Origin of the sequence: Pseudonocardia broussonetiae (assembly GCF_013155125.1) — a bacterium.
Taxonomy (GTDB): domain Bacteria; phylum Actinomycetota; class Actinomycetes; order Mycobacteriales; family Pseudonocardiaceae; genus Pseudonocardia; species Pseudonocardia broussonetiae.
This window is the reverse complement of the sequence record NZ_CP053564.1, coordinates 1793641-1811800: the sequence shown is the minus strand read 5'-3', so window position 1 is coordinate 1811800 and position 18160 is coordinate 1793641. Positions and strand designations below refer to the sequence as shown.

Genomic DNA, 18160 nt, shown 5'->3' with positions numbered 1-18160 from the left:
CGACGGGAGGGCGTCAACGACGCACCTCCCACGCTTTCCGCCATCAGCGGGCGTGCGCCCCGGGGGTGCGCCGCGCGCGCACGATCTCGACGACGATCGGCACCACGGACAGGAACACGATCAGCAGCAGCATGAACTCGATGTTGTCGCGCACGAACTGGAACTGGCCGAGCCAGAACCCCAGCACCGTGACGCCCGCGGCCCACAGCACGCCGCCGATCAGCGAGTACGTGAAGTAGCGGCGCGCGTCCATCCGGCCCACGCCCGCCATGACCGTGATGAACGTGCGGACGATCGGTACGAACCGGCCCAGGACGATCGCCCGGGTGCCGTACTTGTCGAAGAACTCCTGCGTCCGCGCGACGTGCTTGGGCTTGAACAGCCGCGACTCGGGCTTGTCGAACACGGCGGGCCCGGCGGCGCGGCCGATGTAGTAGCCGACGACGTTGCCGACGAACGCGGCGACGACGAGCAGCACGCACACCATCCACAGCGGGAACTGGATCGCCCCCTGCGCGACGAACAGGCCCGCGGTGAACAACAGGGAGTCACCGGGGAGGAAGAAGCCCAGCAGCAGGCCGCACTCGGCGAACACGATGAGCGCCAGCCCGACCAGCGCCCACGGGCCCAGCCAGGTGATGATCGCATCGGGCTGCAGCCACTCCGGGCCCAGGGCCAGCGTCGTCGTCACGGGACGTGACGGTACCGGCACCCCGGCCCGGCACCGGACCCAGCCCGCGGGGCTCAGCCCAGCGCGGGCAGCAGACCCGGCGTCAGCAGCGAGAGCAGCGCCAGCACCGTGCCCAGGATCGCGCCGCCGAGCAGCGCCAGCAGCAGCGCCGTGCGCACCGACATCCCCGGAGGGGGTTCGGGCTCCCCGCGGGGCGGCAGCACCGGCCGGCCGCCGCCGCGGGCCTGCGCGCGCAGCGCCTCGGCGAGGCGGCGCTCCGGGTCGGCGGTCACGGCGCCCCCTTCGGCCGCAGCACGTGCGACACCGCGTCGAGCGCCCGGCTCGCCGTCGACTTCACGGTGCCGCGGCTGATCCCGGTGGCGTCGGCGATCTCCGCCTCGCTCAGCCCGCCGTAGTAGCGCAGCACGAGCACCTCGCGCTGGCGCGGGGGCAGCGTCGACAGGGCGTCGACGACGGCCTGGTGCTCGGCCGACAGCATCGCCAGCGACTCGGCCGAGCGCGCGTTGACCTGGTGCGGGGGCACGTACTCGCGCGCGGTGCGGCGGCGGCGCAGCACCGACCGGGACCCGTTGACGACGGCCGTGCGCAGGTACCCGACGGCCGCGGCCTCGTCGCGCAGCCCGGACCAGTGCCGGTGCAGGCCCGCGAACGCCTCCTGGACGACGTCCTCGGCGGTGGCCGGGTCGTCGACGAGCAGCACCGCCAGGCGGACGAGCCGCACGCGGTGGTCGCGGTAGAGGTCGGCCAGCGTCAGGGGGGCGTTCGGGGCGGGCGCGGGCGGGACGGGGTCCAGCCTGCGCAGGCCGCTGAGCGTCTGCTCGACGGCGCGCTCGATCCCGTCGGCAGCCACGGGCCCCAGACTAGTGCGCGATACTGCGTCCGAACACGCGCACCGGTCAACGTCGAGGAGGGCCACACCCGTGCCTATCGCCACGCCCGAGATCTACAACCAGATGCTGGACAACGCCAAGAGCGGTCGGTTCGCCTACCCCGCCATCAACGTGACGAGCAGCGAGACCCTGAACGCGGCTCTGCGCGGCTTCGCCGAGGCGGAGAGCGACGGCATCATCCAGGTGTCGACGGGTGGCGCGGAGTTCCTGTCCGGCACCCGCGTCAAGGACATGGTCGTGGGCGCGACCGCGCTGGCCGAGTTCGCGCACGTCGCCGCGCAGCACTACCCCGTCAACGTGGCGCTGCACACCGACCACTGCCCCAAGGACAAGCTCGACGGCTTCGTCCGCCCGCTGATCGCGATCAGCCAGGAGCGGGTCGACCGCGGAGAGAACCCGCTGTTCCAGAGCCACATGTGGGACGGCTCCGCGGTGGAGCTCGAGGAGAACCTCTCCATCGCCGCCGAACTGCTGGAGCTCGCGGGCAAGGCGCGGATCATCCTCGAGGTCGAGATCGGCGTCGTCGGCGGGGAGGAGGACGGCGTCGCGAACGACATCAACGACAAGCTCTACACCGCCCCCGGCGACTACGAGCGCACCGTCGAGGTCCTGGGCACCGGCGAGAAGGGCCGCTACCTGCTGGCCGCCACGTTCGGCAACGTCCACGGCGTCTACAAGCCGGGCAACGTGAAGCTCCGCCCGGAGATCCTCAAGCAGGGCCAGGAGGTGGCGATCGCCAAGCTCGGGCTCGACTCCGACGCCAAGCCGTTCGACCTCGTCTTCCACGGCGGCTCCGGCTCCCTCATCGAGGAGATCCACGAGGCGCTCGACTACGGCGTCGTGAAGATGAACGTCGACACCGACACGCAGTACGCGTTCACGCGGCCGATCGCGGGCCACATGTTCAGCAACTACGACGGCGTGCTCAAGGTCGACGGCGAGGTCGGCAACAAGAAGACCTACGACCCGCGCACCTACCTCAAGGCGGCCGAGCTCAGCATGGCCGAGCGCGTCACGCTGGCCTGCGAGAACCTGCGCTCGACGGGTCAGCGGCTGAAGTAGGCCCGGGGCGGGTGGACCGAGGACCGGCGCGGGCCGGCACGACCACTGGCGTGCCGGCCCGCGACCCCAGCGGGCAGGATGGGCCCATGACGCTGCACGGCAACCTGCTCGGACCCGACCCCACCCTGCTCCCGGTCGACCCGGCCGCGGCCGAGCTCGACAGCGGCGCCGATCCGGCGAAGGTGGCCGCCGACCACCCGACGTCGGCCATCGCCTGGGCGCAGCTCGCCGAGAACGCGCTCGACGCGGGCGAGACGATCACCGGTTACGCCTACGCGCGCACCGGCTACCACCGCAGCCTCGACATGCTGCGGCGCAACGGCTGGAAGGGCTTCGGCCCGGTGCCGTGGTCGCACGAGCCCAACCGCGGCTTCCTGCGCGCGCTGGCCGCCCTGCACCGCGCCGCCGTCGCGATCGGGGAGGCCGACGAGGCCGAGCGCACGGCCACGTTCCTCACCGAGTCCGACCCCGCCGCGCCCGCGGCCCTCGGTCTGGCCTGACCGTGCGGGGCCGGCGACTGCGCGCGCACCTGCGCGCCCGCGGCCGCCGGGTGGCGCTGTCGGCCCTGCCGATCCTGCAGTGCGCGGTGGCGGCCGGGCTCGCGTGGTACGTCGCGAACGACCTCGTCGGCCACGCCCGCCCGTTCTTCGCCCCGATCGCGGCGGTCATCTCCCTGGGCCTGTCGCTCACCAGCCGGCTGCGCCGCGTCGCCGAGCTGGTGGCGGGCGTCAGCGTCGGGGTGCTCGTCGGTGACCTGCTGATCTCCCAGATCGGCTCCGGCGCCTGGCAGATCGTGCTGGTCGTCGCCCTGGCGATGTCGGTGGCCGTGTTCGCCGACGGGGCGACGCTGCTGGTGGCGCAGGCCGGGTCGTCGGCGGTGCTGGTGGCCACGCTGCTGCCGCCCGGTGACGTCGGCGGCCTCGACCGCTGCGTCGACGCCCTCATCGGCGGGCTCGTCGGGGTGCTGGTGGCGGGCGTGATCCCCACCGACCCCGTGCGCCCGGTGCAGCGCGGCGCCCGTTCACTGCTCGACGAGCTGGCCGCGGTCCTCGCCCGCACCGGCGACGCCCTGCGCGACCGCGACCCGGCGGTCGCGCAGGCCGCGCTGGAGCGGGCCCGCGCGTCCCAGCCCCTGATCGACGAGCTGCGCACCGCCCTGCGCGGCGGGCACGAGGTCGCCACCGTCGCCCCACTCTACCGGCGGCGCCGGCTGCAGCTGGGCCGCTACGGCGAGCTGGCCGAGCGCACCGACTACGCCATGCGCAACGCCCGCGTCCTGGCCCGGCGCACCTACCAGGCCCTGCTCGACGACGAGCCCGCCGCGCCCGAGCTGGCCGACGCGCTGGGCGAGCTGTCGTCCGCCGTCGGCACGCTGACGGCCGAGCTGGGCCGCGAGGGCGACCGGGAACGGGCGCGCGAGCCGGTGCTCGACGTCGTGCGGCACGCGGTGGTGCTGTCGGAGGGATGGGTGCCCGGGCCCTCGGAGCAGGTGATCGTGGCGCAGCTGCGGTCGATCGCGCTGGACCTGCTGCAGGCCACCGGGCTCACCCGGACCGAGGCGCTGGCGGCGATGCGGGCGTCGTGACGGGCGCCGCCATGATGACCCCGTGAACGCCGACGAGCTGGACGCCCTCCTCGCCCCCTCCGACGCCGCCCTCGCGGCCCACTACCGGGGCGACCCCGGCACCCGCCGGCCGGTGCACACCGTCTACGTCCCCGCCGACCGCTTCGACTCCGGCACCGCGCTGCGCTGGGGCGCCCAGGCACTGGACCTGTTCGACGCCCACGCCCCCGGCCCCGCCGACGTCGCCGAGGTGTGGGGCCTCGCGCCCGCCCTCGCCGCCGACGTCCACGCCCGGGTGCGGGCCAAGCTCGCGACCGAGCCGATCGAGGACCTGCGCGTCGACTTCGAGGACGGCTACGGCCCGCGCCCCGACGACGAGGAGGACGCCGCCGCCGTCCGGGTGGCGACGACGCCGACCGGCACCCCGTTCCACGGCATCCGGTTCCGCAGTCTGGAGGCGCTGTCGCGGCGGCGCGCGGTGCGGACCCTGGAGGTGTTCCTCGGGGCGCTGGGCCCCGTGCCCGACGGGTTCGTGCTGACGCTGCCGAAGGTGACCGCGCCCGAGCAGGTGACGGCGCTGGTCGCGGTGCTGGAGCGGCTGGAGACCGAGCACGGGCTGGACCCGGTGCGGTTCGAGGTCCAGGTGGAGACGCCGCAGTCGGTGCTCGGGCCGGACGGGACGTCGCCGCTGCCCCGGGTGATCGCGCTGGCCCAGGGCCGCTGCACCGGCCTGCACTACGGCACCTACGACTACTCCGCCTCCCTCGGCGTCTCCGCGCGCTACCAGAGCACCGAGCACCCCGTCGCCGACCACGCGAAGGCCGTGATGCAGGTGGCCGCGGCGGGCACCGGCGTCCGCGTCGCCGACGGCTCCACCAACGTCCTCCCGGTCGGGGGCCGCGAGCAGGTCCGGGCGGCGTGGGCGCTGCACGGGCGGCTGGTCCGCCGCTCGCTGGAGCACGGCATCGCCCAGGGCTGGGACCTGCACCCCGGGCACCTGCCGAGCCGGTTCGTCACCGGTTTCGCGTTCTACCGCGAGTCCTTCCCGGAGTCGGCGGCCCGGCTGCGGGCCTACCGCGAGCGGGCCGACTCCGGCTTCCTCGACGAACCGGCCACCGCCCGCGCGCTGGCCGGCTTCCTGCGCGCGGGCCTGGACTGCGGGGCGCTGGACGAGGCCGAGGTGGGCGCGGCGACCGGGGCCGACCGCGCCGACCTCGACCTCCTCAGTGCTCCGCCGGGACCTCCGGCTCCTGCTGCGTGAAGTGGTTGAACGCCAGGTTGAGCAGCACCGCGACGATCGCGCACGCGCTGATCCCCGACTCCAGGATCTTGTGCAGCCAGTCGGGGATGTTCTCGTAGACCTCCGGCACGGTGATCGGGATCATCCCGATGCCGATGGAGCTGGCGACGATGAGGATGTTGGCGTTGGTGAACTCGACCTTCGACAGCGTCCGGATGCCCGCCGCCGCCACCGACCCGAACAGCACGATGCCGGCCCCGCCGAGCACCGGCAGCGGGATCGCGTTCATGACGCGCCCGAGCACCGGGAGCAGGCCGAGCAGCACGAGGATCGCGCCGCCCGCGGCCACGACGAACCGCGACCTGATCCCGGTCATCGCCACCATGCCGACGTTCTGGGCGAACGCGCTGATCGGGAAGCCGTTGAACACCGGGGCGACCGCGGTGGCGGCCATGTCGGCGCGCAGCCCGGCCGCGATCCGCTTCTGCGGCGTCGGCGTCCCGAGGATCTCCCCGACGGCGAGGATGTCGGCCGTCGTCTCCGCCATGATCACCAGGATCACGACCGTCATCGAGACGATCACGCCGATCGAGAACACCGGCGCGCCGAACAGGAACGGCTGCGGGAGCTGGAAGATCGGGCCGGTGCCCACCCGGCCCCAGTCGACCCGGCCCATCAGCGTGGCGACGACCGTGCCGAACACCAGGCCCAGCATGACCGCGAGCCGCGACCAGGTGCCGCGGCCGAACCGCGCGATCACCAGCGTCGCGACGAGCGTGACCAGCCCGAGCAGCAGGCTCAGCGCCGACCCGAATTCGGGGTTCTCGACCATCGCGCCGGACGCGTCGCGGACCGTCGGGTTGCCCCGGATCCAGCGCAGCGCCACCGGGAACAGCGACAGCCCGATGATCGTGATGACGCACCCGGTGACGACCGGCGGGAAGAACCGCACGAGCCCCGCGAACACCGGCGCGATGACGAACCCGATCAGCCCGGCGACGATCACCGCGCCGAAGATCGTGGCCAGCCGGGTGGCGGGGGCGCCGATCGAGGCGTCCGTGGCGACCGCCGTCATTGTGCCGACGGCCGCGAACGACACGCCCTGCACCAGCGGCAGCTTCGACCCGACGTAGGGCAGGCCCAGCGACTGCAGCAGCGTGCCCAGCCCGGAGACGAACAGCGCCGCGGTGACGAGCGTGGCCGACTCGGCCGGCGTCAGCCCGGCGGCGGAGCCGATGATCAGCGGCGGCGAGACGACGCCCGCGTACATCGCGAGGATGTGCTGGAGGCCGTAGAAGAAGGCGGTGCCGACGGGGACGCGCTCGTCCTCGGGCGCCACCACGACGTCGGTCGCGGCCATCAGACGAACCCCGCGATCCCGGCCCACGCGGCGTCCTCGGCGGGTGCGTCGTCCTGCACGACCGCCGCCTCGATCAGGCCGTAGGGGCGGTCGGCCGCGAACCAGACCTCGTTGGGGTTGTCCATGCCCCACGGCGAGAGGTCGACGAGGAAGTGGTGCTTGTTGGGCATCGAGAACCGGATCTCCGCGATCTCCGGGTGGGCGGCCAGCACCCCCTCGCCCATCGCGTAGAGCGTCTGCTGCAGCGAGAGGCTGTGCGTGAGCGCGAACCGGTCGAGCAGGATCTGGCGGACGCTCCCGTGCGCCTTGTCCCAGTCGACGTCCGTGCCGAGGTAGCGCCAGCGGGCCGTCACCGCCGTGGCGAGGATGCGGTCGTCGGTCTCGACCAGCGAGGTGTACGGGACGTCGGGGAAGCCGTGGAACTCGCTGCCGGTGCTCTTGAGCACGACCAGGTCGGAGATCCCGGAGATGACGACCTCGTGGTCGCCGGTCTTCGTGACGACGGTCGTGCGCGTCTCGCCGGAGCCGCGGTGGAAGGCGTGGTCGTGCTCGCCGCCCTCGCTGGTGACGATCCGCTCCCAGCTGTGCTGCGCCACCTCCTGCCGCGCGCCCGTGACCTGGTCGAACCCGTCGACGAAGTGCCGCGCCATCCGCAGCGCGAAGTCCTCCACCGCGCCGACGCCGCCCAGGCGCGCCAGCGCGTACACGGTGTTCTTCTGGGTGTCGGTGGCGATCACGGCGCTGTTGTCGCCGGTCTCGTGCGTGGCCGCGAAGTCGCCGCGGAGCTGGCTCGTCACCGTCACGTCCGTGATCCGGTGGCGCGGACCGGAGCGGTCGACGTGCACCATGCGCACCTCGGCCTTGCCGTACTGGTTGACCCCGAGCGAGATGCCCATCCCCGTTCCTCCCCTGCCGCGTCCGTGAACGGTAGGTCGCCGACCGCCCCGATCGACCGGATGTCACGAGGTCGTGCCACCTCCGAAACACGGTGATCGGGGAAGATGTAGCGATGCGGCTGGACACGTTCAACGCGCTGCCCGTGACCGAGGCGGTGACCAGGCTGACGGGGTGCTGCGCGTCCCCGGAGTGGGCGGGTGCGCTCGCCGCGGGGCGCCCGTACCCGGATCTCGACGCCCTGCTCGCGCAGGCCGACGCCGAGCTCGCCGTCCTCGACGGGTCCGAGATCGACCTCGCGCTGGCCGGGCACCCGCGCATCGGCGAGCGCCTCGACCCCGACGACGCGACGCACGCGTCCTCGCAGCGCGAGCAGTCGGGCGTGGCCACGGCCGACCCGTCCGTCCTCGCCGCGCTGGCCGAGGGCAACCGCGCCTACGAGGAGCGGTTCGGGCACGTCTACCTGGTGTGCGCCGACGGCCGCTCCGCCGAGGAGCTGCTCGAGGTGCTGCGGGAGCGGCTGCGCCACGACCCGTCCACCGAGCGGCGCACCGTGGTCGCGGAGCTCGCGAGGATCAACGAGATCCGGCTGAGGAGGCTCCTGGAGTGAGCATCTCGACGCACGTGCTCGACGCCGCGCTGGGCCGGCCCGCGGCGGGCGTCGCCGTCGTCCTGGAGCACCCGGACGGGGAGCGGACCACCGGCGTCACCGACGACGACGGGCGCGTCGCGGCGCTCGCCCCGGGCGCGCTGCCGGGCGGGGTCTACCGCGTCCGCTTCGACACCGGCGCCTACTTCGCCGCCACCGGGCAGCAGGGCTTCTACCCGGAGGTCGTCGTGGCCGTGACGATCGACGCCGACCGCGCCCACACGCACGTCCCCCTGCTGCTCTCGCCGTTCGCGTACTCGACCTACCGCGGGAGCTGACTGCGGCCCTCGGCCTCGCCCAGCACGGCGTCCGACCAGCCCGGGTGGGCGGCCACCGCCGTCGCCAGGTCGCGCTGGGCCGTCACGGCGCCGGTGCCGACCGCGGTGGCCAGCGAGCCCCCGCGGGCCAGCGGGGTCAGCGACCACCACGGCCCGGCCGCCGCCTCCTCCGGGTCGGCGCCCCACACCAGCACCTCGGTGCCCAGCACGCGGCGGCCCGCGAGGTGGGCGGGCGAGGTGTCGAGGTCCTGGGTCTGCACCAGCAGCGGCCCGGACGGGCCGGTCACGCGCGTCGCGCCCCGGTAGCGCCCGGCCGCCTCCCCGGTGCGCCCCGCCACCAGCACGTCCCGCGCCCGCAGCCGCGCGGCGTCGTCGAGGACGGCGGTGAACTCGGTCAGGTGGTCGGCGCGGCGGGTCACGACCGTCGGCTCGGGCAGGTACTGCACCGACGCCCCGGCGCCGATCTCCAGGCGCACGGCGAACCGGCTGCCCCCGGGCGCGGCCAGCGCGACCGCCGCGGCCACGCCCGTCAGCACCAGGTGCGCCCCCGCCGCGACGACGACGTCGAGCTCCACGTCGTCGCCGCCCAGCGGCGTGGCCGCGGAGCCCACGAGGTGCACCGTGAGCGCCTGCGCCCGGCCCGCGGCCGTGCCGCGCCGGGGCAGCAGCGTCAGCGGGGCCTGCGAGCGCAGCTCGCGCACCGCACCGTCGGCGGCCACGACCAGCCGCGCCCGGGACCGCACCTCAGACGACCGCCCCGCGCACCGCCGCGACCTGCGCGAGCACCCACTGCGCCACCTCACCCGCCGTGGGGTCGGCCACCAGCGACTGCGTGACGACGGGCAGCGCCCCGCGCACCCGCGCGGCGTCGCCGGTCATCACGGCCATGTCGGCGCCGACGAGCGGGGCGAGGTCGACCTTGTTGATGACGAGCAGGTCGGCGGTGGTGACGCCGGGCCCGCCCTTGCGCGGCACCTTGTCGCCGCCCGCCACGTCGACGACGAAGATCTGCCGGTCGACCAGCCCGCGGCTGAACACGGCGGTGAGGTTGTCGCCGCCGCTCTCGACGAGCACGAGGTCGAGGTCGCCGAAGCGCTCCTCGAGCAGCTCGACGGCGTCGAGGTTGGCGGTGATGTCGTCGCGGATCGCGGTGTGCGGGCAGCAGCCGGTCTGCACGGCCTCGATCCGGTCGGGGGCGAGCACGCCCGCGCGACGCAGGAAGTCGGCGTCCTCGGTGGTGTAGATGTCGTTGGTCACGACGGCGAGGCGCAGCCGGTCGGCGAGGGTGCGCGCCAGTGCCGCGACCAGCGCGGTCTTGCCGCTGCCGACCGGGCCGCCGATGCCGATGCGCACGGCGCGGCCCGCCCCGTCCGGCGGGGTGTGCGGGTCGGGCTCGACGACGGTGGGGTCGAGCGAGTGGCCGTGGCCGTGGCCGTGGTCCTGGTTCTCAGCTGGCAAAGAGACGCACCTGCTCCCGGTGGTGGTGGACGTGAGCCTGGGCCATGAGGTCCAGGACGGGGGCGCCCGGCGCGGGCAGGCCGGACGCGGGGCCGGGCGCGGCGCGCACCGCCTCGTCGACGACGCCGCGCAGCACCGCGCCGAGCCCGACCACCACCGCGTTCACGGCGAACGGGTCGAGCCCGAGCAGCCGGATCGCGGCCGACGCCGGCCCGCTGACGGCGAGGTAGCCGACGCACTGCGCGGCGTCGGCGGGGGTGCCGCCGTCGGCGCCGACCACCGCCCCGGCCAGCAGCGCGTGGTGCGGGCGGGGGTCGACGGCGCACAGCGCGTCGAGGGCGGGCGAGGGCCAGGCCAGGCGTGCGGCCCGCAGCGTCGCCCGCCCCTGCGCCCGGGACGCGGTGCGCTGGGCCGGGGAGGGCGTGCGGGCGTCGAGCTCGGCGTCCAGCTCGGCGAAGGCCGCCCGGGTGGGCTCGACGGGGGTGGGCGCCGCGAGGCAGGCCGCGGCCGCGAACGCCGCCGCCACCAGACCGGCCGTGCGCAGGCGCCCGTCGAGGAGGGCGGCGAGGCCGTCGACGTCGTGCACCAGCCCGCGCGCCACCGCCTCCTCGACGCCGCCGGAGTGCACGTGGCCACCGCCGGGGAAGCGCGCGTCGGCCAGGGTGAGGGCCGCCAGGGTGGCCATCAGGTGGCCCCGGGACGAACGTCACCCCTGTGGGTGCGGAACCTTCCGCGCCCGCGGGACGTCCTCCTGGTGTGACCACCATCGACCTGCCGCGCTCCGGCCGTCTCGCCGTGGTGGCCCTCGTGTGGACGGCGGCCACCCTGTTCGGCCTCGCCGTGGCCGCGACCACCCGCATCGGGCCGACGGTCCTGGAGCTGTCCTACAACCACGGCGTGCACCTGGGCGACGTCCTCGCGTTCGCCGGCGCCTACTCCTTCGCCGCGATCCTCACGGCGCTGGTGCTCGACGGACCCCGTCATCAGGAGCACGGGCATCAGAACAGGCTGGGACATCAGAAGAGGAAGTAGCGCTGCGACATCGGCAGCTCGCTCACCGGGGCGGGCTCCACGAGGTCCCCGTCGATCCGCACGGCGAACGAGTCGGGATCGACCCGCACCGCCGGCGTCGCGTCGTTGCCGATCATCTGCGCCTTCGTGACGCGGCGGGTGTCGGCCACCGGGACGCCGGGCTTGCGCAGCTCCAGGTGGTCCAGCCCCGCCTCCAGGGCCGCGGCGGACACGAAGTTGCGGCTCGTCGCCGACGCCACCGCGGGCGACGCCCCGAACATCGGACGCGCGAGCACCGGCTGCGGCGTCGGGATCGAGGCGTTGGCGTCGCCCATCGCGGCCCAGGCGATGAACCCGCCCTTGAGCACGAGGTGCGGGCGGACGCCGAAGAACTTCGGGTCCCACAGCACGAGGTCGGCGAGCTTGCCGACCTCCACCGAACCGATCTCGTCGGCCATCCCGTGCGCGATGGCCGGGTTGATCGTGTACTTGGCGACGTAGCGCCGCGCCCGCACGTTGTCGGCCGCCCCGTCGCCGGGCAGGGCCCCGCGGGCGGCCTTCATGACGTGCGCGGTCTGCCACGTCCGGATGATCACCTCGCCGATGCGCCCCATGGCCTGGCTGTCGGAGCTCATCATCGAGATGGCGCCCAGGTCGTGCAGGACGTCCTCGGCCGCGATCGTCGTCGGGCGGATCCGGCTCTCCGCGAACGCCAGGTCCTCGACCACGCCGGGGTTGAGGTGGTGGCAGACCATGAGCATGTCGAGGTGCTCGTCGATGGTGTTGACGGTGTGCGGCCGCGTCGGGTTGGTCGACGACGGCAGCACGTTGGCCTGCGCGACGACCTCGATGATGTCGGGCGCGTGCCCGCCGCCCGCGCCCTCGGTGTGGAAGGCGTTGATCGAGCGCCCGCCGATGGCCTCCAGCGTGGACGCCACGAACCCGGCCTCGTTGAGCGTGTCGGTGTGGATCGCCACCTGCACCCCGGACGCGTCGGCGACCCGCAGGCAGGCGTCGATCACGGCGGGCGTGGTGCCCCAGTCCTCGTGCAGCTTGAACCCGCCGGCCCCGGCGCGCAGCTGCTCCCACAGGGCGTCGGCGCTGGTGGTGTTGCCCTTGCCCATCAGCAGCACGTTGACCGGCAGGTGGTCCATCGCCTGCAGCATCCGCCCGATCGCGCGGGGGCCGGGCGTGATCGTGGTGGCCTTGGTGCCGTCGGCGGGGCCGGTGCCGCCGCCCGCGAGCGTCGTCAGGCCGCTGGCCAGCGCGGTGTCGACGAGCTGGGGGCAGATGAAGTGGACGTGGCAGTCGATGCCGCCCGCGGTGAGGATACGGCCGTTGCCCGCGATGACCTCCGTCGACGGCCCGATGACGAGCTCGGGCGTGACGCCGTCCATGACGTCGGGGTTGCCGGCCTTGCCGATGCCGACGATCCGCCCGTCGGTGATCCCGACGTCGGCCTTGACGACGCCCCAGTGGTCGAGGACCACGGCGCCGGTGATCACCAGGTCGGGGGCGCCCTGCGCCGACGTGCGCGCCGACTGCCCCATCGACTCGCGGATCACCTTGCCGCCGCCGAACAGCACCTCGTCGCCGGAGCCGGCGCCGCGGCTGCGGTCCTCGGTGACCTCGATGAGCAGGTTCGTGTCGGCCAGCCGGATGCGGTCGCCGACGGTGGGGCCGAACAGGTCGGCGTAGCGGCCGCGCTCGATGCTCGTCATCGGGTCGGCTCCGCAGGATCGAGGGGGCCGGCCCACTCGGGCCGCAGCCCCGGCACCACGCGCGCCCCGGCCAGCGGCACGAGCACGACCTCCCGCTCGACGCCCGGCTCGAACCGCACCGACGTGCCCGCCGGGATGTCGAGGTGCGTGCCCCACGCGGCCTCGCGGTCGAACTCCAGCCCGGGGTTGACGGCCGCGAAGTGGTAGTGCGAGCCGACCTGCACGGGCCGGTCGGCGGCGTTGACCACGACCAGCGTGGTGCGCTCGCGCCCGGGGTTGAGCGGCACGTCGCCGTCGCCGGGGAGGATCTCGCCGGGGATCACGCGGCTCCTCACGCGACCGGGCTGTGGACGGTGACGAGCTTCGTCCCGTCCGGGAAGGTGGCCTCGACCTGCACCGAGTCGAGCATCTCGGGCACGCCGTCGAGCACCTCGGCCCGGCCGAGCACCGTGCGGCCGCTCGACATGAGCTCGCTGACGGTGCGCCCGTCGCGGGCGCCCTCGAGCACGTGGTCGGTGATCAGCGCGACGGCCTCGGGGTAGTTCATCCGCAGCCCGCGCTCCCTGCGGGCCCGGGCGACACCGGCGGCGACGTGCACGAGGAGCTTGTCCTGCTCCTGCGGGCTGAGGTACATGGCGGTCATCCTCACCGGACGGTGTTACCGGCAGGTGCCGCTGGTGTTGCGCCTACCGGCGCCCCGGCAGCCGGCCCAGCAGCCCGTCCCAGGGCGAGGGGCGCAGCCCGCGGGGCACCCGGGCGGCGGGGTCATCGGTCCCCGAGGTCGTCAGCTCGGGCGGCAGCCAGGTCGCCGGCAGCGTGCCGGCGTCGGGCAGGTCGTCGGACCAGCGGTGCAGCGGGCCGTCCAACCCGAGCGAGCGGGCGACGAGCTTCCGGTACGCGGGCCCGAACCAGCTCCACGCGACGGGCCGCGCCGGCAGCCCGAGCCAGGACCCGCCGAACGCCAGGGGCGGCTCGGACCGGGTGACGTAGAGCTGCCGCCCGGTCCACGTGAGGTCGCGCTCCACCGCCGCGGCGGCGTAGAACGCGCCGGCGGCCTCGGCCAGCGCCACGAACAGGGCGAGCGCCGACGCCCGCAGCGCCGGGTCGGCCAGCGCGTCGCGGTCGAGCGTCAGCGAGTGCGTCCGCACCGGCCCGCGCCCCGCCGCGGAGGCCAGCGCGCCCTCGTAGCAGGGCCGGGCGGCGCGGTAGTAGACCGTGTCGTCGGCGTGCGCGGCGACGAACGCGGCGTCGCCGTCGACGTCCAGGCGCAGCCGCGGCGGCTCGGACGGCCCGAAGCGGACCGGGAGCGCGGCCGGGAGGTGCGCGCGGCACAGGTCGAGCCAGCGCTGCGCGAACCCGGCGGGCAGGGCGTCGCCGCGGCCGTACCAGCGCAGCTGCACGACGTCGACGAGCCGGTCGCGGCCCGGGCGGGGCCGGTGGGTCCGCCCGGCCGACCACAGCCCGTCGGCCGGGTCCTCGACGATCCCGGTGTCCCCGGCCAGCGCCCGGCAGAAGGCGACGGCCCGCTCGACGCCCTCGGCCGCGCTGCCCTGCACCACGACGTCGACGCGCCACCGGCAGGCGTCGAGCACGTCGGCCAGCTCCGGCACGTCCGACGGCTCGACCTGCTGGGGGACGTCCCCGGGCTCCACGGGCTCGGGCCCGACGACGTCCGCCACGTACTCCCCGCCGAGGAGGAGCAGCCCGCCGCCGTCGGCGTCCGGGCCGTCCAGCTCGACGTCCGCGGCCCGCGCGGCGGCGGCGAGGTCGGGCCGCTCCGGGAGGTAGACGCTCAGGTCGTGGGACACGCGGCCATCCTGCTACCCCGCCACGGGAGGTCGCCGGGGCCGTCAGATCGCCATCGCGCCGTCAGATCGCCATGGCGCTGCGGACGTCGCCGACGGCCGCGGTCCCTCCCGACCCGTCCGCGGTGACCCGCCCGGCGGCGAGCACGTAGTAGCGGCCGGCGGCCCCGAGGGCGAAGCCGACGTGCTGCTCCACCAGCAGGACCGACAGGCCGCCGCGGCGGGTCAGGTCGAGGATCGTCTGCTCGATCTCGGCGACGACCGACGGCTGGATGCCCTCGGTGGGTTCGTCGAGGATGAGCAGCCGCGGCTCGGTGACCAGCGCGCGGGCGATCGCGAGCTGCTGGCGCTGCCCGCCCGAGAGCAGACCGGCGCGGCGCCCGAGCAGCCCCCGCAGGGCCGGGAACAGGTCGAGCGCCTCGTCGACCAGCGCCGCTCCCCGCGACCGCCCGTCGGCCACGAGCTGCAGGTTCTCCATCGTCGTCATCTGCCCGAAGGACTGCTGGCCCTGCGGCACGTACGCGAGGCCCCGCCGGACCCGCTGGTGCGGCGCCGTCCCCGTGACGTCCTCACCGTCGAGGAGCACGCGCCCGGACCGGACCGGCAGCAGCCCGACGGCCGCGCGCAGCAGGGTGGTCTTCCCCGCCCCGTTGTGGCCCATCACCGCGGCCACCCCGTCCGGCGGCACCACCAGCGACACACCGTGGATCACGTCGGTCCGGCCGTACCCGACCTCGACGTCGACGAGCTGCAGCACTAGGACACCTCCCCGGCGTCGGCGAACACGATCCCGGCCTCCTCGGCGCTGTGCCCGGGGCCGAGGTACACCTCCTGCACGCGCGGATCGGCCTGCACCTGCGCGACGGTGCCCTCCGAGAGCACCTTCCCCGCGTGCAGCACCGTGACCGAGGTGGCGAACGCCCGCATGAAGTCCATGTCGTGCTCGACGACCACGACCGTGCGGTCGGCGGCGATGCGCTGCAGCAGCCGCCCCGTCTCGTCCTTCTCCTCCGCGCTCATCCCGGCCACCGGCTCGTCGAGCATCAGCAGCCGCGCGTCCTGCACCAGCAGCATGCCGATCTCCAGCCACTGCTTCTGCCCGTGCGCGAGCGTGCCGGCCGGGGCGTCCGCGAGGTCGGTGAGGCCGACGGTGTCCAGCGTCCGCTCCACCTCCTCCGGTACGACGGTGCGGCGGCGCAGCAGCGACAGCGCACCGCGCCGCGACCCGGCGGCGATGTCGAGGTTCTGCAGCACGCTGAGCTCCTCGAACACGGTGGCGGTCTGGAACGTGCGCCCGACGCCGAGCCGGGCGATGCGGTGCACCTTGCGCCCGACCAGCTCCTGGCCGTCGAAGCGGGCCGACCCGGTCGCGGCGACCAGCCCCGACACCGCGTCGATCAGCGTCGTCTTGCCGGCGCCGTTGGGCCCGATCAGGAACCGCAGCTCGCCCGCGAGCACGCTCAGGTCGACGCCGTCGACCGCGACGAACCCGTCGAAGGCGACGGTGAGGCCCGAGAGCTCCAGGTACTCGGCCATCAGCTGCCTCCGGTCGGGACGGGCACCCGGGGGGCGGCCGCGGGTGCGGGGGGCCGGCGCCGCCGGTCGAACCGGTCGCGCAGGTCGCCGACCACGCCGCCCAGCGAGGCGAGGCCGCCCGGCAGGAACGCGATGACGAGCATGAACATCAGCCCCTGGATGTAGGTCCAGCCCGACGGGATCGACTCCGAGAGCGTCGTGCCCGCCCAGGCCACGGCGATCGCGCCGAGCACCGGGCCGAGCAGCGTCGTGCGGCCGCCGATGGCCACGCCGATGAGCAGGCCGATCGACGGGACGATGCCGACGTCGTTGGGCGAGACGATGCCCACGATCGGCACGAACAGCGCACCCCCGACGCTCGCCATCACCGCGGCCGTGACGTACGCGAACGTCTTGACCAGCGCCGGGTCGTAGCCCAGGAAGCGGACGCGCTCCTCGGAGTCGCGGCACGCGACCAGCAGCTCCCCGTAGCGGCTCACCATGAGCTGGCGCGCGACGGCGACCATCACCAGCAGCGCGCCCGCCGCGATGAAGAACAGCAGCCGGCGGTTCACCGGGTCGTTCAGGGAGAACCCGAGGAAGCCCTTGAAACCGTTGAGGCCGGTGGAGCCGCCCGTGCCGGTCGGGTTGCCGATGAGCAGGATCGCGAACGCCGCGGCGAGGGCCTGCGACAGGATCGCGAAGTAGGCCCCGCGGATGCGGCGCCGGAACGTCGCCAGCCCGAGCAGGCCGGCCACCAGCGCGGGCAGCAGCACGATCGCCACCAGCGTGAACGCGGGCGAGCGGAACGGCTCCCACCACCCGGGCACCCCGTTGGAGCTGATCAGCGCCATGAAGTCCGGGACGCCGCCCGGTCCCGCGTCCCCGAGCTTGAGGTGCATCGCCATCATGTAGGCGCCGAGCCCGAAGAAGACGCCCTGGCCCATCGTCAGCATGCCGCCGCGGCCCCAGGCCAGGCCGATGCCGACCGCGACCATCGCGTAGCAGAGGTACTTGCCGAGCAGCCCCAGCCGGAACGACGACAGCAGCGCGGGCGCCACCACGAACAGCAGCACGGCACCGACGACGAAGCCGCCGAGCACCACCCACCGGCTCTCCAGGATCCGCTTCACGCGAGGCTCCTCGTCCGCAGCTTGTAGATGCCCTGCGGGCGGACCTGCAGGAACGCGATGATGAGCGCGAACACGAGCACCTTGGCGATCGAGGCGGTGGTCGTGTACTCGATCCACGACTGCACGACGCCGAGCAGGAACGCGGCGATCACCGCACCCTTGATCTGCCCGATCCCGCCGACGACGACCACCAGGAAGGCGTCGACGATGTAGGACGTGCCCAGGTTCGGCGAGATCGAGCCGACCAGGGTGAGGGCGACGCCGGCCACCCCGGCGAACCCGGAGCCGATGAAGAACGTGAGCCGGTCCGTCGCGCGGGTCGAGATGCCCGAGCTCTCCGCGAGCTGCCGGTTCTGCACGGTGGCGCGGATGCGCCGGCCGAGCGGGGTGAACCGCAGCCCGGCCGCGAGCGCGAGGAACGCGGCGATCGCGAGGCCGAGGATGAACAGCCGCGACCGCGGGAACGCGAAGCCCAGCACCTCGACCGGGCCGGCCAGCCACTCCGGCGCGACCACGTCGACGCCCGCCGTGCCGAACACGTCGCGGGTCAGCTGCTGCAGGACGAGCGAGACCCCCCACGTCACCAGCAGGGTGTCGAGGGGCCGGTGGTACATGCGCCGCAGCAGCGTCGCCTCCAGGACGACGCCGAGCACGCCGCCGACGACGAACGCGACCGGCAGCGAGACGAGCAGCGACACCCCGGCCGAGGAGACCACCTGCTGCACGACGAACGCCGTGTAGGCGCCCGCCATGATGAACTCGCCGTGCGCCATGTTGATGACGCCCATCTGGCCGAACGTGAGGGCCAGGCCGAGCGCGGCCAGCAGGAGGACCGACCCTCCGCTGAGCCCGTTGAACACCTGGGTGACCAGGATCTCCATGCCGATCG

General features: G+C 74.4%; 23 protein-coding genes. 7 read left to right on the top strand and 16 right to left on the bottom strand.

Features of this window, described 5'->3' with window-relative positions; genetic code table 11:
• Positions 1–43: 43 nt before the first annotated feature.
• From HOP40_RS08950 to HOP40_RS08940, 3 genes are read right to left on the bottom strand one after another with little or no spacing between them, the layout of a single operon-like run.
• Positions 44–691 carry a DedA family protein gene (locus tag HOP40_RS08950; protein ID WP_240157591.1) on the bottom strand — a complete coding sequence of 216 codons (648 nt, stop codon included), beginning with the start codon at positions 689–691 and terminating at the stop codon, positions 44–46.
• A gap of 53 nt (positions 692–744) precedes the next feature.
• Positions 745–963, bottom strand: coding sequence for a hypothetical protein (locus tag HOP40_RS08945; protein ID WP_172156580.1), 219 nt, complete (start codon positions 961–963; stop codon positions 745–747).
• Positions 960–1541, bottom strand: coding sequence for a SigE family RNA polymerase sigma factor (locus HOP40_RS08940; RefSeq protein ID WP_226370083.1), 582 nt, complete (start codon positions 1539–1541; stop codon positions 960–962). The genes HOP40_RS08945 and HOP40_RS08940 overlap by 4 nt, the downstream gene beginning before the upstream one ends.
• Positions 1542–1611: 70 nt before the next feature.
• Here HOP40_RS08940 and fbaA point away from each other — a divergent pair, with 70 nt between their 5' ends.
• The 4 genes from fbaA to HOP40_RS08920 all read left to right on the top strand — a co-directional run bounded on the left by fbaA (position 1612) and on the right by HOP40_RS08920 (position 5468).
• Positions 1612–2643, top strand: coding sequence for a class II fructose-bisphosphate aldolase (gene fbaA, locus HOP40_RS08935; protein ID WP_172156578.1), 1032 nt, complete (start codon positions 1612–1614; stop codon positions 2641–2643).
• A gap of 86 nt (positions 2644–2729) precedes the next feature.
• Positions 2730–3143: a DUF3151 domain-containing protein gene (locus tag HOP40_RS08930; RefSeq protein ID WP_172156576.1), complete on the top strand. Its 414-nt coding sequence runs from the start codon at positions 2730–2732 to the stop codon at positions 3141–3143.
• A gap of 2 nt (positions 3144–3145) precedes the next feature.
• The gene (locus HOP40_RS08925; protein ID WP_205347132.1) at positions 3146–4228 is read left to right on the top strand and encodes an FUSC family protein; all 1083 of its coding nucleotides are present in this window, start codon (positions 3146–3148) and stop codon (positions 4226–4228) included.
• Positions 4229–4250: 22 nt separating this feature from the next.
• Entirely contained in the window at positions 4251–5468 is a 1218-nt protein-coding gene (locus tag HOP40_RS08920) for a DUF6986 family protein (RefSeq protein ID WP_172156574.1), read from the top strand.
• Here HOP40_RS08920 and HOP40_RS08915 read toward each other — a convergent pair.
• Together HOP40_RS08915 and pucL are read right to left on the bottom strand one after the other, a co-directional pair.
• Positions 5431–6807 carry a nucleobase:cation symporter-2 family protein gene (locus HOP40_RS08915; RefSeq protein WP_172156572.1) on the bottom strand — a complete coding sequence of 459 codons (1377 nt, stop codon included), beginning with the start codon at positions 6805–6807 and terminating at the stop codon, positions 5431–5433. The genes HOP40_RS08920 and HOP40_RS08915 overlap by 38 nt on opposite strands.
• Positions 6807–7703 (bottom strand): factor-independent urate hydroxylase, encoded by an 897-nt coding sequence (gene pucL / locus HOP40_RS08910; RefSeq protein WP_172156570.1) that lies wholly within the window; start codon positions 7701–7703, stop codon positions 6807–6809. Before pucL ends, HOP40_RS08915 begins: the two co-directional genes overlap by 1 nt.
• 113 nt (positions 7704–7816) lie before the next feature.
• Here pucL and uraD point away from each other — a divergent pair, with 113 nt between their 5' ends.
• Entirely contained in the window at positions 7817–8311 is a 495-nt protein-coding gene (gene uraD, locus HOP40_RS08905) for a 2-oxo-4-hydroxy-4-carboxy-5-ureidoimidazoline decarboxylase (protein ID WP_172156568.1), read from the top strand.
• On the top strand, positions 8308–8628 hold the full coding sequence (gene uraH, locus HOP40_RS08900) for a hydroxyisourate hydrolase (RefSeq protein WP_172156565.1): 321 nt from the start codon (positions 8308–8310) through the stop codon (positions 8626–8628). The genes uraD and uraH overlap by 4 nt, the downstream gene beginning before the upstream one ends.
• Here the strand turns inward: uraH and HOP40_RS08895 are convergent.
• The 3 genes from HOP40_RS08895 to HOP40_RS08885 are packed head-to-tail and all read right to left on the bottom strand — an operon-like array spanning position 8613 to position 10771.
• A complete protein-coding gene (locus HOP40_RS08895) occupies positions 8613–9371 on the bottom strand; it encodes an urease accessory protein UreD (RefSeq protein ID WP_172156554.1) in 759 nt (252 codons plus the stop codon). The two genes, uraH and HOP40_RS08895, sit on opposite strands and share 16 nt — an antisense overlap.
• Position 9372: 1 nt before the next feature.
• The gene (gene ureG, locus HOP40_RS08890) at positions 9373–10086 is read right to left on the bottom strand and encodes an urease accessory protein UreG (protein ID WP_172156552.1); all 714 of its coding nucleotides are present in this window, start codon (positions 10084–10086) and stop codon (positions 9373–9375) included.
• A complete protein-coding gene (locus HOP40_RS08885; RefSeq protein WP_172156550.1) occupies positions 10076–10771 on the bottom strand; it encodes an urease accessory protein UreF in 696 nt (231 codons plus the stop codon). The genes ureG and HOP40_RS08885 overlap by 11 nt, the downstream gene beginning before the upstream one ends.
• Positions 10772–10842: 71 nt before the next feature.
• Between HOP40_RS08885 and HOP40_RS08880 the strand changes: the two genes are divergently transcribed.
• Entirely contained in the window at positions 10843–11118 is a 276-nt protein-coding gene (locus HOP40_RS08880; RefSeq protein ID WP_172156548.1) for a hypothetical protein, read from the top strand.
• Here the strand turns inward: HOP40_RS08880 and HOP40_RS08875 are convergent.
• From HOP40_RS08875 to urtB, 8 genes are all read right to left on the bottom strand, one after another.
• Positions 11103–12818, bottom strand: a complete 1716-nt coding sequence (locus HOP40_RS08875; RefSeq protein WP_172156546.1) for an urease subunit alpha — start codon at positions 12816–12818, stop codon at positions 11103–11105. The genes HOP40_RS08880 and HOP40_RS08875 overlap by 16 nt on opposite strands.
• Positions 12815–13141 carry an urease subunit beta gene (locus HOP40_RS08870; RefSeq protein WP_172156544.1) on the bottom strand — a complete coding sequence of 109 codons (327 nt, stop codon included), beginning with the start codon at positions 13139–13141 and terminating at the stop codon, positions 12815–12817. Before HOP40_RS08870 ends, HOP40_RS08875 begins: the two co-directional genes overlap by 4 nt.
• A gap of 8 nt (positions 13142–13149) precedes the next feature.
• Positions 13150–13452, bottom strand: a complete 303-nt coding sequence (locus tag HOP40_RS08865) for an urease subunit gamma (protein ID WP_172168098.1) — start codon at positions 13450–13452, stop codon at positions 13150–13152.
• A 52-nt stretch (positions 13453–13504) separates the two neighbouring features.
• The gene (locus HOP40_RS08860; RefSeq protein ID WP_172156533.1) at positions 13505–14626 is read right to left on the bottom strand and encodes a hypothetical protein; all 1122 of its coding nucleotides are present in this window, start codon (positions 14624–14626) and stop codon (positions 13505–13507) included.
• A 61-nt stretch (positions 14627–14687) separates the two neighbouring features.
• Positions 14688–15380, bottom strand: coding sequence for an urea ABC transporter ATP-binding subunit UrtE (gene urtE / locus HOP40_RS08855; RefSeq protein ID WP_172156531.1), 693 nt, complete (start codon positions 15378–15380; stop codon positions 14688–14690).
• Positions 15380–16159 carry an urea ABC transporter ATP-binding protein UrtD gene (gene urtD, locus HOP40_RS08850; protein WP_172156529.1) on the bottom strand — a complete coding sequence of 260 codons (780 nt, stop codon included), beginning with the start codon at positions 16157–16159 and terminating at the stop codon, positions 15380–15382. Before urtD ends, urtE begins: the two co-directional genes overlap by 1 nt.
• On the bottom strand, positions 16159–17271 hold the full coding sequence (gene urtC, locus HOP40_RS08845) for an urea ABC transporter permease subunit UrtC (protein ID WP_172156527.1): 1113 nt from the start codon (positions 17269–17271) through the stop codon (positions 16159–16161). Before urtC ends, urtD begins: the two co-directional genes overlap by 1 nt.
• Complete coding sequence (gene urtB, locus HOP40_RS08840; RefSeq protein ID WP_172156525.1) at positions 17268–18152, bottom strand: urea ABC transporter permease subunit UrtB; 885 nt, start codon at positions 18150–18152, stop codon at positions 17268–17270. Before urtB ends, urtC begins: the two co-directional genes overlap by 4 nt.
• Between the last annotated feature and the right edge of the window lie 8 nt (positions 18153–18160).